Origin of the sequence: Pseudomonas kurunegalensis, assembly GCF_030291635.1 — a bacterium.
GTDB lineage: Bacteria > Pseudomonadota > Gammaproteobacteria > Pseudomonadales > Pseudomonadaceae > Aquipseudomonas > Aquipseudomonas monteilii.
The window spans coordinates 518582-532541 of sequence record NZ_CP127871.1; the positions used below are offsets into that span (position 1 = coordinate 518582).

Below are 13960 nucleotides of genomic sequence, written 5' to 3' on the forward strand. Positions count from 1 at the left end.
AAAGAAAAACCCCGGCCTGGGCCGGGGTTTGTCATCACTCGTCGAGGAAGGAGCGCAGGTGCTCGCTGCGAGTCGGGTGGCGCAGTTTGCGCAACGCCTTCGCTTCGATCTGACGGATCCGCTCACGCGTTACGTCAAACTGCTTGCCCACCTCTTCGAGGGTGTGGTCGGTGTTCATGTCGATACCGAAACGCATGCGCAGCACCTTGGCTTCGCGTGCGGTCAGGCCCGAGAGCACGTCGCGGGTGGCTTCCTTGAGGCTTTCGACCGTGGCTACGTCGATCGGGGACTGCATGGTCGAGTCCTCGATGAAGTCGCCCAGGTGCGAATCTTCGTCGTCACCGATCGGGGTTTCCATGGAGATCGGCTCTTTGGCGATCTTCAATACCTTGCGGATCTTGTCCTCAGGCATTTCCATGCGCTCGCCCAGCTCTTCCGGGGTCGGTTCACGGCCCATTTCCTGCAGCATCTGGCGGGAAATACGGTTGAGCTTGTTGATCGTTTCGATCATGTGCACCGGAATACGGATGGTGCGTGCCTGGTCGGCGATCGAGCGGGTGATCGCCTGACGAATCCACCAGGTGGCGTAGGTCGAGAACTTGTAACCGCGACGGTATTCGAACTTGTCCACCGCTTTCATCAAGCCGATGTTGCCTTCCTGGATCAGGTCGAGGAACTGCAGGCCACGGTTGGTGTACTTCTTGGCGATGGAGATCACCAGACGCAGGTTCGCCTCGACCATTTCTTTCTTGGCGCGGCGGGCCTTGGCTTCACCGATCGACATGCGACGGTTGATTTCCTTGATCTCGGCAACGGTCAGGCCGGTTTCGGTCTCAAGGTCGATCAGCTTCTGCTGGCAGGCAACGATGGCGGCGTCCTTTTCACCCAGGGCGGCAGCCCACTTGGTGTTGCGCTTGGCCAGGTCACCGCTCCAGGTCTGGTCGGTTTCGTTGCTTGGGAACATGCGCAGGAAGTCGGCACGCGGCATGCGGGCGTCACGCACGCACAGCTGCATGATGGCGCGTTCTTGCTGGCGCAGGCGGTTCAGGGCATCACGTACACGCTCGACCAGTACCTCAAACTGCTTCGGTACCAGCTTGATCGGCATGAACAGGTCGGCCAGGGCCTGCAGGGCCTCGACGCTTTCCTTGTGGGTACGACCGTTTTTCTTCAGGACCTTGGTGGTCGCCTGAAGCTGCTCGGATACCGCACCGAAGCGCTGGGCTGCGACGACCGGGTCCGGGCCGCTTTCGGCCTCTTCCTCGTCGTCACCGCCTTCGGACTCTTCGTCGTCGTCGTCGGACTCTTCTTTCGCAGCAGCGGCCTTGGTGCCAGGAATCGGCACTTCTTCGGTCGGCGCAGCGATGTTGTCGTCAGGGTCGATGTAACCGCTGAGAACGTCCGACAGACGGCCACCCTCGGTGGTGACGCGGTCATATTCGCCGAGAATGTAGTCGACAGTGCCCGGGAAGTGGGCGATGGCGCCCATGACTTCACGGATGCCTTCCTCGATACGCTTGGCGATTTCGATTTCGCCTTCGCGGGTCAGCAGCTCGACGGTACCCATTTCGCGCATGTACATGCGCACCGGGTCGGTCGTGCGGCCGATATCGGTTTCAACTGCCGCCAACGCAGCAGCGGCTTCTTCGGCCGCGGCTTCGTCGGTGTCGGCTTCCGCCAACAGAAGGGCATCCGCATCCGGAGCACTCTCGAATACGTTGATCCCCATGTCGTTGATCATGCGGATGATGTCTTCCACCTGTTCCGGATCTGAAATATCCTCAGGCAGGTGGTCGTTGACCTCCGCGTAAGTCAGGTAGCCCTGCTCACGACCGCGGGTGATCAACTCTTTGATACGAGACTGCTGTTGCGCTTTTCCGGACATAACACCCTATCCACTGAAGGTCTTGGCGGGCAAAAAACAAGCCGAGGATTATACCCGAGCATGGGCCTCACGCGCCAGATGAGGTCGGCGTTTGTGCGGGAACATTCCGGCTCAGCAGGGCGAGGAGCTGGGTTTTTTCCTCGCTGGTCAATTCGCTTTGACGTGATTTCCTGAGCAGTTGTTCCAGGCTGCGCTCGCGTTGGCGGGCGGACAAGCTAGTTATAGTGTCGAAAAACTGTTGTTCAAGGTTGTCGGCCACGATCAGCCATTCCTTTTCTGCCAGCGCCCGCAGCAGGCGGCCCTGTTCGGTGCCGTGCCAACGTGCGATCAACTGCATTGAGCTTAGCCCAGGATTTTTCTGCGCGGCTTCAATCAGTGCCACCAGCAGCTGACTGTACAGGTGTTCTTCGTCGGCAAAATGGCTGGCGTCTTCCACCTTGCCAGCCAGCAGCGGGTGGTGCAGCAGGGTGCGCAAGGCCGCCAGGGTGGGTGGCTCGACCGGGGCCGGTACGCGTGGTGGCGCTTCGTCGCGTTGCTGCCAGGGTTTGCCGCCTTTGCGGTTCTTGTCCCAGGGCTTGTCGCTCCATTGCTTCTTGCCGCCGCCCTTGTTCGGCTTCCACTCCTGTTCCTGATGAACAGGGGCGTAGTCGTGCTGCGGCATGTCGCCGAAGTCGGGGGTGTAGCTGGCCATGGCGTCGTAGTCGTAGCCAGGGTCGTAGTCCGGCACGCTGTTGGGCGCGGGTGCTTGTTGCGCCAGTTGCTCGACCTGCTGCGGATCGAGGCCGGTGATTTCCTTCAGGCGGTTGCGCATCAACTGGCGCAGGTTGGCGCCAGGGATCTTTTCGATCAACGGTGCGGCCAGGGTCGCCATGTGGGCCTTGCCTTCCAGTGAGCGAGGGTCGGCTTCGACACTCAGCTGCTCGAAGAAGTAGTCGGCCAGTGGCTGGGCGTGCTGGTTGATACGGGCCATGAAAGCATCGGTGCCTTCGGCGCGCACCAGGCTATCCGGGTCTTCGCCTTCGGGCAGGAACAGGAAGCGCGCGCGGCGGCCGTCCTGCAAGTTCGACAGGGTCGACTCCAGCGCACGCCAGGCGGCCTTGCGCCCGGCCTGGTCGCCGTCGAAGCAGAACAGCACGCTGGGCACCACGCGGAACAGCCGCTTGAGGTGCTCTTCGCTGGTGGCGGTGCCCAAGGTGGCCACGGCATTGCGCAAGCCTTGCTGGGCCAGGGCGATGACGTCCATGTAGCCCTCGACGACGATGATTTCGTCGAGGTTGCGGTTGTGCTTGCGCGCCTCGTACAGCCCGTACAGTTCCTGGCCCTTGTGGAACACCGGGGTTTCCGGGGAGTTCAGGTACTTGGGTTTGTCGTCGCCGAGCACCCGGCCGCCGAAGGCGATGATGCGCCCACGGCTGTCGCGGATCGGGAACATCACACGGTCGCGGAAGCGGTCGTAACGCTTGCCGCTTTCGGCGTTCTCGATCAGCAGGCCGGCGTCGATCATCACTTTCTGCTGCAGGGTGTCGGCACCCAGGTGCTTGAGCAGGTTGTCCCAGCCTGGCGGGGCAAAGCCCAGGCCGAAGTCGCGGGCAATTTCCCCGGACAGGCCGCGGCCTTTGAGGTAATCCACCGCCGCCTTGCGGGTCGGGTGGCTGCGCAGGGCCTGGCGGTAGAACTCCGAGGCGGCGTCCAGCAGCGGGTACAGTGGCGAGTCGGTGGGCTGGCGCGGCTTATGGTCGCGGCGGCCCTGTTCGCGGGGCACTTCCATGCCGGCGGCGCGGGCCAGTTCCTCGACGGCCTGGGGGAAGTCCAGGTTGTCGTGGTCCATGACGAAGCCCAGGGCGTTGCCGCCGGCGCCGCAGCCGAAGCAGTAGTAGAACTGCTTGTCGGGGCTGACCGTGAAGGAGGGGGTTTTCTCCTTGTGGAACGGGCAGCAGGCGGAGTAGTTCTTGCCGGTTTTTTTCAGCTGGACGCGCGAACTCACCACGTCGACGATGTCGAGGCGGTTGATCAGGTCGTCAATGAAGCTCTGGGGAATCAGCCCGGCCATGGCAGTCTCGTCATCTGGCAACTGGCAAGTCTAATCGCTCACGCGCCGAATGGGGCGAGTGTTGCTTGGGGAAGTGCGAGGGAGTGTGCTCGTCGCCGGCCCTTGAGGGCCCGTCAGTCGGACGTGCACGTCTGGTCATACAACAAGGAGGACCAGCTCTGACGTTTCAGGCAGGTTGCCCATGTGCAGTTCGCATGACGCTTGTGCAGGGCCTTGAGCTAGCTGCTCAAGTTTGAAGCGACCACTGCCATCGCCCGGCGGTTAGCCGGGCAGGGCAGAAGCTTTGCGTTGAACGCCTGTATTAGTACAGACGAACGGCGCGGCGCTGTTCGCGCTGAACTTTCTTGGCGTGACGCTTAACAGCGGCAGCTGCTTTGCGCTTACGCTCTGCGGTCGGCTTCTCGTAAAACTCGCGGCTACGAACTTCAGCCAGTACACCGGCTTTTTCGCAGGAGCGCTTGAAACGACGCAGAGCTACGTCGAAGGGTTCGTTCTCTTTAACTTTGACGGCTGGCATCCAGGGCTACCTTAATTCATTACCGGGGTAGACGTGCTCCTGGCAAAACAAAGGTGTGCTGGAGAACGTCGGTTTTCAAGGGTTGCGGATGTTAACCCTTAGCAAGCCGGAATGCAAAGCCTCTGATCGAAAACCGCTGGTCGGCATCCGACACGGGGACTATCATGCGCGGCTTCGAATTCAGCCCCCACAAGGGACGAACCCATGCTAGTACTGGGATTGGAAACATCCTGCGACGAAACTGGTGTCGCATTATACGACAGTGAACGCGGTTTGTTGGCCGACGCACTGTTCAGCCAGATCGACCTGCACCGCGTGTTCGGCGGTGTGGTGCCCGAGCTTGCCTCGCGTGACCACGTCAAGCGCATGCTGCCGCTCATCCGCCAGGTGCTGGACGAGGCCGGCTGCGTCGCCACCGAGATCGACGCCATCGCCTACACCGCAGGCCCTGGCCTGGTCGGTGCATTGCTGGTGGGCGCTTCCTGCGCCCAGGCACTGGCCTTTGCCTGGGACATTCCGGCAATTGGCGTACACCACATGGAAGGCCATTTGCTGGCGCCCATGCTGGAAGAAAACCCACCGGAGTTTCCGTTCGTCGCTTTGTTGGTTTCCGGCGGGCATACCCAGTTGGTTCGGGTCGATGGCATCGGCCAGTACGAACTGCTGGGCGAGAGCCTGGATGACGCTGCCGGTGAAGCGTTCGACAAGACCGCCAAGCTGATCGGCCTCAACTACCCCGGTGGCCCGGAAATCGCGCGCCTTGCTGAAAAGGGTGTGCCTGGGCGTTTCGTGTTCCCACGGCCGATGACCGATCGTCCGGGCCTGGAGTTCAGCTTCAGCGGCTTGAAAACCTTCGCCCTCAACACCTGGCAGCAATGCAAGGATGCTGGCGACGACGGTGAGCAAACCCGTTGCGACGTGTCCCTGGCATTCCAGCAGGCGGTGGTGGAGACTTTGACCATCAAGTGCAAGCGGGCGCTCAAGCAGGCTGGCCTCAAGCGCCTGGTCATCGCCGGTGGCGTGAGTGCCAACAAGGCGTTGCGGGCGTCCCTCGAGGACATGCTCGGCAGCATCAAGGGCAACGTGTACTACGCGCGGCCACAGTTCTGTACCGACAATGGCGCGATGATCGCTTACGCCGGCTGCCAGCGCCTGTTGGCCGGGCAGCAGCAGGACCTCGCCATCAGCGTGCAGGCACGCTGGCCGATGGAACAGTTGCCGCCGCTGTAGGTTTCAGAAGTGCCGTTCGCGCCCGGCAAACAGGTCGCGCAGGTTGCTGCGGTGGCGCCACACGATCATCACCGTCAGCACGGTGATCGGTAGCAGGGCTTCCGGCTCGCGCCAGGCCAGCAATGGCAAGGTCAGTGGCGTGGCAATCAGCGCCGCCAGCGAGCTGGTACGGGTAAGGTAGAACGTCAGTAGCCAGGCGCCGATGGCCAGCAGCGCGGCCGGGAAGTACAGGCCCATGAGCATGCCGGCGGCGGTGGCCACGCCTTTGCCGCCGCGGAAGCAGAAATACAGCGGGAACAGGTGGCCCAGCACCGCACATACGCCTACCCAGGCTTGCGCGTGCAGGTCCAGCCCGGCAAAGCGGGCAAGCAATACCGGCAAAAGGCCCTTGCACAGGTCGCCAAGCAGGGTCAGGATCGCCAGTTTACGGCCTGCCAGGCGTAGCATGTTGGTGGCGCCGGCATTGCCTGAGCCGCTGGAACGCGGGTCCGGGCTGCCCGAAAGGCGGCTGAGGACAATGGCGAAGGACAGCGAGCCGAGCAGGTAGGCGAGCAACGCCAGTAACCAAAACATGCTAACTATTCCGGGCGAGGACGCCCTGATTCTAACGGCGCCAGTCGCCCTTGTCGTGCTGTGGAGAGAAGTGCTTGGACAGAGTGTTCATCGAAGGCCTGGAAGTCGATACCGTCATCGGTGCCTATGACTGGGAGCGGGATATTCGCCAGTGCTTGCGCCTGGACCTGAGCTTCGCCTGGGACAACCGCCCGGCGGCGGCGGGTGACGACCTGAGCCTGGCGCTGGACTATGCCAGCGTGTCGGCGCGCGTCCAGGCGTTTGCCGAGCAGGCACGTTTCGAGTTGGTGGAAACCTTTGCCGAGCGCCTGGTGGCCACTTTGATGGACGAGTTCCAGATCCCGTGGGTGCGGTTGAAACTGACCAAGCCGGGGGCGGTGTCGGCGGCCCGTGGTGGTGTAGGCGTGGAGATCGAGCGCGGATGTCTCTGAGCACGGTTTACCTGGGCCTGGGCAGCAACATCGACCGCGAGGCGCACTTGTGCGCCGGGCTCGATGCGCTGGCCGGTATTCTGACCGACATGCGCTGCTCGCCGGCGTTCGAAAGCCAGGCGGTGGGGATCAAGAGCGGGCCGTTCATCAACTTTGTGGTGACCGGGCAAACCGCGTTGCCCTTGATCGAACTGGACCGCCGGCTGAAGTTCATCGAGGCCGACAATGGCCGCTATGCGCCGGATCGCAAAGGGTTGCCGCTGGACATCGACGTACTGATGTATGACGATTTGCACGGTACGTTCGATGGTCTGGTACTGCCCAGGGCCGAGATCCTGAAGAATGCGTTTGTGCTGTGGCCGTTGTCGTTGCTGGCGCCTGAGCTGGTGCATCCGGGGGCGGGCAAGACCATGGCGCAGTTGTGGCAGGAGGCGCAGATCGATCAGGTGTTGGCACCGGTCGCCTTTGAATGGCGTGGGTTGCAGCTAACGCTTGGCTGATTGTCTGGCGCGGTCATTGTAGGAGCGGCCTTGTGTCGCGAAAGGGCTGCACAAGGCCGCTCCTACAGGAGTCGCGTAGATCAGCTGAGCGTATTAAGCCTGAAGGGCCTTCAACCGTTCGCTCTTGAGCGCTTCGCCCAGTGCCTGGCCCGTCAGCCCGGCTTGCACCAGCGGCTTCACATCCACCGCCCGCGCCGCCGCTGCCGCACCACGCAGATAGTGCGCCTGTGGATAACCCTCTCCGCCATCACCCAGCGCCACCATCTCGCACGCAGCAATAAAATCCTCGAACCGCTGCGGCCGCCGGTAAACATCAAACTTCTGCAGCAGCTCCAGTAGTGCCGTGGCAGGCAGCGCCAGCGCCTGATTGCCCTGCGCCAGGCATTCCCCTGTCAGCAGCGCAAGTTCCTGGCATTCCCTTGGTGCCTTGAGGCGCTGGTTTACGGCTTTGATCGATGCCGGTTCCAGCCCATGCAGCAGGCAGGCCCAGCGCACGTGCAGGGGCTGCTTGTGCAAAGCTGCTTGCTCCAGCGCCGCCAGGGCCTGGGAATCGTCTACAAGCTCAGGCAGCAGCTCCTGCAGTGCATCGCAAGCACGCAGCACCTGGAAGAACACCTGCGGCTGCGCTTCCATCAATGCCCGCTCGATTTCCTTCCAGCTACGCTCGGCTGTCAGTGCTTGCAGCTCCCCCGAAGCACTGATCTGGCGCATCAGCTCCAGGGTCTCTTCGGCAACCCGGAAACCCAGTGGTGCATAGCGGGCAGCAAACCGCGCAACGCGCAGCACGCGTAAAGGATCTTCTGCGAATGCCGGGGAAACGTGGCGTAACAGGCGCTGATCGAGATCGGCCTTGCCATGGTAGGGGTCGTATACCGTGCCCGCCTCATCCTCGGCCATCGCATTGATGGTGAGGTCGCGGCGGATCAGGTCTTCTTCCAGGGTCACGTCAGGGCTGGCGTGAAAGGTGAAACCGCCATAGCCGCGCCCGCTCTTGCGCTCGGTGCGCGCCAGCGCGTATTCCTCGCCGGTTTTCGGGTGCAGGAACACCGGGAAATCGGCGCCGACCGGCCGATAGCCGTTGGCGAGCATTTCTTCGACTGTGGCGCCCACCACCAGCCAGTCGATATCGCTGACCGGGCGGCCGAGCAGGCGGTCGCGCACAGCGCCGCCGACTTTGTAGATGTGCATGTGCAGCTCTCCATAACTGCCGACAGGATAACCTGTCGGCCGTCATGGCGTTGCACTAGAGGTGGTGGATGACCGCCAGGTCCATGCGACCGTAGTCCGCGCTTTCGCCGTGCTCGCCACGCGGCGGCATGTGGTGGGTCTTCATCACCTGCTCACCTTGCACGGTTTCCAGGTGGATATCGAAGCCCCACAGGCGGTGCAGGTGCTTGAGCACTTCATCGGTCGAGTCGCCCAGCGGTTTGCGGTTGTGCTGCTGGTGGCGCAGGGTCAACGAGCGGTCGCCACGGCGGTCGACGCTCCAGATCTGCACGTTCGGTTCACGGTTGCCCAGGTTGTACTGTGCTGCCAGTTGTTCACGAATCACCCGGTAGCCGGCTTCGTCATGAATGGCAGGCACCAGCAGGTCGTCGCGCTGGTCGTCATCGAGGATGCTGAACAGCTTGAGGTCGCGCATCACTTTAGGCGACAGGTACTGCAGGATGAAGCTCTCGTCCTTGAAGCTGCTCATGGCGAACTTGATGGTAGAAAGCCAGTCACTGCCGGCAATGTCGGGGAACCAGCGGCGATCTTCCTCGGTCGGGTTTTCGCACATGCGGCGGATGTCGGTGTACATCGCAAAGCCCAGTGCGTACGGGTTGATGCCGCTGTAATACGGGCTGTCGAAGCCTGGCTGGAACACCACGCTGGTGTGCGACTGCAAGAACTCCATCATGAAGCCTTCGGTAATCAACCCCTCGTCGTACAGGTCGTTCATCAGGGTGTAGTGCCAGAACGTCGCCCAGCCTTCGTTCATCACCTGGGTCTGGCGCTGCGGGTAGAAGTACTGGGCAATCTTGCGCACGATGCGCACCACTTCACGCTGCCACGGCTCGAGCAGTGGTGCGTTTTTCTCGATGAAATACAGGATGTTTTCCTGAGGTTCGGCGGGGAAGCGCCCGTCATCGCGTTCGTTACCTTTGTCGGCACTTTTCGGGATGGTCCGCCAAAGGTCGTTGATCTGGCGCTGAAGGTGCTCTTCGCGCTCCTGTTGCCGACGCCGCTCTTCCTCGGCGGAAATGGGGTAGGGCCGCTTGTAGCGGTCTACGCCGTAGTTCATCAGGGCATGGCAGGAGTCGATCAGGTCTTCAACTGCATCAATGCCATGACGCTCTTCGCACTGGGCGATGTACTGCTTGGCGAACACCAGGTAGTCGATGATCGAACTGGCGTCAGTCCAGGTGCGGAACAGGTAATTGCCTTTGAAGAAACTGTTATGGCCGTAGCACGCATGGGCGATCACCAGTGCCTGCATGCACATGGTGTTTTCTTCCATCAGGTAGGCGATACACGGGTCGGAGTTGATCACGATCTCGTAGGCCAGGCCCATCTGGCCACGGCTGTACGACTTTTCCGTGCTGAGGAACTGCTTGCCGTAGGACCAATGGTGATAGCCCAGCGGCATGCCGACCGAGGCGTAGGCGTCCATCATCTGCTCGGCCGTGATCACCTCGATCTGGTTGGGGTAGGTGTCCAGGGCGTAACGCTCGGCCAGGCGGCTGATTTCCCGATCGTAGGTCTGGATCAGCTCGAACGTCCACTCGGACCCGGTGGAAATGGGTTGGCGTCTCTGTGCTCTGGCGGTCATGTGGCTAACCTGCGCTGGAAGAGTTCACGGAAGACCGGGTAGATGTCGCCGGCCGATACCAGCTGCTGCTGAGCGAACGTGTCGGGGTAGGCTTCACCGATGCGTTCGTATTCGTACCACAGCGCCTGGTGCTCACGGGGGGTGATCTCGACGTAAGTGTAGTACTGCACATGCGGCATGATCTGCTTGGAGAGTATCTCGCGGCAGATGGGCGAGTCGTCGTTCCAGTTATCGCCGTCGGAGGCCTGCGCGGCATAGATGTTCCAGTCGCTGGCCGGGTAGCGTTCGGCCATGATCTCCTGCATCAGCTTGAGTGCACTGGAAACGATGGTGCCGCCCGTTTCCCGCGAGTAGAAGAACTCTTCCTCGTCGACTTCCCGGGCGCTGGTGTGGTGGCGGATGAACACCACTTCGATGCGGTCGTAGTTACGCTTGAGGAACAGGTACAACAGGATGAAGAAGCGCTTGGCGATGTCCTTGGTGGCCTGGGTCATCGAGCCGGACACGTCCATCAGGCAGAACATCACCGCCTTCGAGCTGGGGTTGGGCTGTTTGACCAGCAGGTTGTACTTGAGGTCGAAGGTGTCGAGGAAGGGCAGGCGGTTGATGCGCGCCTTCAAGCGTTCGATTTCCTGTTCGACTTCCTGGATATCGGTGAAGTTGTCCGGTTCTTCGACCCGCAGGCGGGCGAGTTCCTTCTGTGCTTCGCGCAGCAGTGCACGGCTGCTTCCGGTCAGGGCGATACGCCTGGCATGGGCCGAGCGCAGGGTACGCACGATATTGATGCGCGATGGGTTACCTTCATTGGCGATACCGGCGCGCACGGTCTTGAAGGTGTCGGCGCCTGTCAGGTGGCGCTTGACCAGGTTGGGCAGTTCGAGGTCTTCGAACATGAATTCGAGAAACTCTTCCTGAGTGATCTGGAAGACGAATTCGTCCATGCCTTCGCCGGAATTACCGGCCTTGCCACGGCCACCGCCGCCACCCCCACCGCCTTGCGGCCTTGGGATGTGTTCACCTGCAGTGAATTCCTTGTTGCCAGGATGCACGATGGTCTGTTTGCCCCCGCGACCATGGTGCAGCACCGGTTCGTCGATGTCGCGACCGGGAATACTGATCTGCTCGCCATGTTCCATGTCCATGATGGAACGGCGGCTCACCGCCTCTTCGACGGCCTTCTTGATGTGTTCGCGGTACCGCCGCAAAAAGCGCTGGCGGTTGACCGTGCTCTTGTTCTTGCCGTTCAGGCGTCGGTCGATAACGTAGCTCATGGTCCCTCCGGTGACTGGATCCAGCTGCAAGCCACAAGCTTCAAGCTGCAAGAAAGAGCAGCCACCGCTGCTGCAGGCTGTGGCGCGGGCAGGAACGCCAACGCCAGGCAGCTTGCAGCTTGCGGCTAGTTGCTTGTAGCTTTATTGCGATTTCCTGACCCGCAGGTACCATTCCGACAGCAGGCGCACCTGTTTGTCGGTGTATCCACGCTCCACCATCCGGGTGACGAAGTCGTTGTGTTTCTTCTGGTCCTCTTTGCTGGCCTTGGCGTTGAAGCTGATGACGGGCAGCAGGTCTTCGGTGTTGGAGAACATTTTCTTCTCGATCACGACCCGCAGTTTTTCATAGCTCAGCCAGCTTGGATTCTTGCCGTTGTTGTTGGCGCGTGCGCGCAGTACGAAGTTGACGATCTCGTTGCGGAAGTCTTTCGGGTTGCTGATGCCGGCCGGTTTCTCGATCTTTTCCAGCTCCTCGTTGAGGGCGATGCGGTTGAGGATTTCGCCGGTTTCCGGGTCGCGGTATTCCTGGTCCTGGATCCAGAAGTCGGCGTACAGCACATAGCGGTCGAAGATGTTCTGGCCGTATTCGCTGTAGGACTCCAGGTAGGCGGTCTGGATTTCCTTGCCGATGAACTCGATGTAGCGTGGTGCCAGGTATTCCTTCAGGTAGCGCAGGTAGCGTTCGCGCACTTCCGCCGGGAACTGCTCCTGTTCGATCTGCTGTTCCAGCACGTACAGCAAGTGCACCGGGTTGGCGGCGATCTCGTGTGGGTCGAAGTTGAACACCTTGGACAGGATCTTGAAGGCGAAGCGGGTCGAAAGGCCGTTCATGCCTTCATCAACGCCAGCGGAGTCCCGGTATTCCTGGATCGACTTGGCCTTGGGATCGGTATCCTTGAGGTTTTCCCCGTCGTAAACGCGCATCTTCGAGTAGATGTTGGAGTTTTCTGGCTCTTTAAGGCGGGAAAGCACCGTGAATTGAGCCAGCATCTTGAGCGTATCCGGCGCGCAATGGGCCTTGGACAGCGAGCTGTTGACCAGCAGCTTGTCGTAGATCTTGATCTCATCGCTGACGCGCAGGCAGTACGGCACCTTCACGATGTAGATCCGGTCGATGAACGCTTCGTTGTTCTTGTTGTTGCGGAAGGTGTGCCATTCCGATTCGTTGGAGTGCGCCAGCAGGATACCGGTATAGGGAATCGCCCCAAGGCCTTCGGTACTGTTGTAGTTGCCTTCCTGGGTGGCAGTGAGCAAGGGGTGCAGGACCTTGATCGGTGCCTTGAACATTTCGACGAATTCCATCAGGCCCTGGTTGGCCCGGCACAGCGCGCCCGAGTAGCTGTAAGCGTCGGCGTCGTTCTGTGGGTACTCTTCAAGCTTGCGGATATCGACCTTGCCGACCAGGGCCGAGATGTCCTGGTTGTTCTCGTCGCCGGGTTCGGTCTTGGCGATGGCGATCTGGTTGAGAATCGACGGGTAGAGTTTCACTACCTTGAACTTGGAAATATCGCCGCCAAACTCCTGCAGGCGCTTGGTGGCCCATGGCGACATGATGGTGTTCAGGTAGCGCCGTGGGATGCCGAACTCTTCCTCGAGAATGGCCCCATCTTCGGTGGCGTTGAACAAACCCAAGGGCGACTCGAACACCGGCGAACCCTTGATCGCGTAGAACGGCACCTTTTCCATCAGCTGCTTGAGTTTTTCGGCCAGCGACGACTTGCCGCCGCCCACCGGGCCCAGCAGATAGAGGATCTGTTTCTTCTCTTCCAGGCCTTGGGCGGCGTGGCGGAAGTACGAAACGATCTGGTCGATGCACTCTTCCATGCCATGGAAGTCGGCAAAGGCCGGATAGCGGCGAATGACCTTGTTGGAAAAGATGCGCGACAGCCTGGAGTTGGTAGAGGTGTCGATCAGCTCTGGCTCACCGATGGCCAGCAACAGCCGTTCGGCCGCCGATGCGTAGGCACTGCGATCCTCTTTGCACAGCTCGAGGTACTCCTGCAGCGAGAGTTCTTCCTGGCGCGTAGACTCGAAACGTTGTTGGAAGTGGCTAAAAATACTCATGACGTCACCTCGCTCGATACGTGGAGACGACGCCGGATCAGTCAGCTGATGCTGGCATGCAACCGGGTTCACCGATTGCTGTATACCCCCCAGAACACCTTGTAACGCTACCGATGACCCGCACGCCGGTGTACCGGCTCTCCCCTTTTTGGATGGCCTGAGCTTAAGCGTAGTTGGTTATCTGCAAGGTCAAGGGGCGAGGAGGGCAGAAGTTACGAACGACCGTTCGTCAGATAAGCCGCAAGCCCGCACGGGGCGCGGGCTGCAGGAAAAATGAAAATATTTATTCGGCGCTGCCTTGGGCGGTCTCGGCCGGGTAGGTGGCGCGCCACAGTTCGAAGCCGCCGTCCACGCTGTACACGTTGGAGAAGCCCTGGCCTACCAGGTAGGCGGCAGCGCTCTGGCTGGAGTTGCCGTGGTAGCAGACCACCAGGGTCGGGGCATCGAGGTCGGCATTGCGGATGAACTCGGCAACCGAGTGGTTATCCAGGTGCTGGGCACCCGTGATGTGGCCAGCGGCAAAGGCCTGCGGGTCGCGAATATCGACGACGACCGCACCTTGCGCGCGCAGTGCCAGTGCCTGCTCGGGAGGGATGCGCTTGAATTCGCTCATGGGTACTACTTCCT

The 13960-nt window shown here is 61.0% G+C and carries 12 protein-coding genes; 3 read left to right on the top strand and 9 right to left on the bottom strand.

The annotated features are described in order from the left end of the window. Positions 1-34: 34 nt before the first annotated feature. The 3 genes from rpoD to rpsU form a co-directional block, all read right to left on the bottom strand. Complete coding sequence (gene rpoD, locus QQ992_RS02215) at positions 35-1885, bottom strand: RNA polymerase sigma factor RpoD (RefSeq protein WP_286112119.1); 1851 nt, start codon at positions 1883-1885, stop codon at positions 35-37. A gap of 67 nt (positions 1886-1952) precedes the next feature. After that, positions 1953-3935 (bottom strand): DNA primase, encoded by a 1983-nt coding sequence (gene dnaG / locus QQ992_RS02220; RefSeq protein ID WP_286112120.1) that lies wholly within the window; start codon positions 3933-3935, stop codon positions 1953-1955. A gap of 301 nt (positions 3936-4236) precedes the next feature. Further along, a complete protein-coding gene (gene rpsU / locus QQ992_RS02225; protein WP_003255575.1) occupies positions 4237-4452 on the bottom strand; it encodes a 30S ribosomal protein S21 in 216 nt (71 codons plus the stop codon). 204 nt (positions 4453-4656) lie between these two features. Here rpsU and tsaD point away from each other — a divergent pair, with 204 nt between their 5' ends. Beyond that, complete coding sequence (tsaD, locus tag QQ992_RS02230) at positions 4657-5682, top strand: tRNA (adenosine(37)-N6)-threonylcarbamoyltransferase complex transferase subunit TsaD (protein ID WP_016715759.1); 1026 nt, start codon at positions 4657-4659, stop codon at positions 5680-5682. A gap of 3 nt (positions 5683-5685) precedes the next feature. Here tsaD and plsY read toward each other — a convergent pair whose 3' ends face one another. After that, positions 5686-6255, bottom strand: a complete 570-nt coding sequence (gene plsY / locus QQ992_RS02235; protein WP_016715760.1) for a glycerol-3-phosphate 1-O-acyltransferase PlsY — start codon at positions 6253-6255, stop codon at positions 5686-5688. A gap of 74 nt (positions 6256-6329) precedes the next feature. Here plsY and folB point away from each other — a divergent pair, with 74 nt between their 5' ends. Together folB and folK are read left to right on the top strand one after the other, a co-directional pair. Then, on the top strand, positions 6330-6686 hold the full coding sequence (gene folB, locus QQ992_RS02240) for a dihydroneopterin aldolase (RefSeq protein WP_286112121.1): 357 nt from the start codon (positions 6330-6332) through the stop codon (positions 6684-6686). Beyond that, positions 6677-7186 (top strand): 2-amino-4-hydroxy-6-hydroxymethyldihydropteridine diphosphokinase, encoded by a 510-nt coding sequence (gene folK / locus QQ992_RS02245; RefSeq protein WP_286112122.1) that lies wholly within the window; start codon positions 6677-6679, stop codon positions 7184-7186. The genes folB and folK overlap by 10 nt, the downstream gene beginning before the upstream one ends. A 93-nt stretch (positions 7187-7279) precedes the next feature. On the opposite strand, the gene QQ992_RS02250 is transcribed toward folK, so the two are convergent. The 5 genes from QQ992_RS02250 to glpE form a co-directional block, all read right to left on the bottom strand. Continuing rightward, positions 7280-8374 carry a tRNA nucleotidyltransferase/poly(A) polymerase-related protein gene (locus QQ992_RS02250; protein ID WP_286112123.1) on the bottom strand — a complete coding sequence of 365 codons (1095 nt, stop codon included), beginning with the start codon at positions 8372-8374 and terminating at the stop codon, positions 7280-7282. Between the two features lie 55 nt (positions 8375-8429). Then, a complete protein-coding gene (locus QQ992_RS02255) occupies positions 8430-9998 on the bottom strand; it encodes a SpoVR family protein (protein WP_274081999.1) in 1569 nt (522 codons plus the stop codon). Beyond that, positions 9995-11269 carry a YeaH/YhbH family protein gene (locus QQ992_RS02260; RefSeq protein ID WP_025754030.1) on the bottom strand — a complete coding sequence of 425 codons (1275 nt, stop codon included), beginning with the start codon at positions 11267-11269 and terminating at the stop codon, positions 9995-9997. The genes QQ992_RS02255 and QQ992_RS02260 overlap by 4 nt, the downstream gene beginning before the upstream one ends. 141 nt (positions 11270-11410) lie before the next feature. After that, positions 11411-13333, bottom strand: coding sequence for a PrkA family serine protein kinase (locus tag QQ992_RS02265; protein WP_003255563.1), 1923 nt, complete (start codon positions 13331-13333; stop codon positions 11411-11413). A 283-nt stretch (positions 13334-13616) separates the two neighbouring features. Continuing rightward, positions 13617-13946, bottom strand: coding sequence for a thiosulfate sulfurtransferase GlpE (glpE, locus tag QQ992_RS02270; protein WP_060499068.1), 330 nt, complete (start codon positions 13944-13946; stop codon positions 13617-13619). Between the last annotated feature and the right edge of the window lie 14 nt (positions 13947-13960).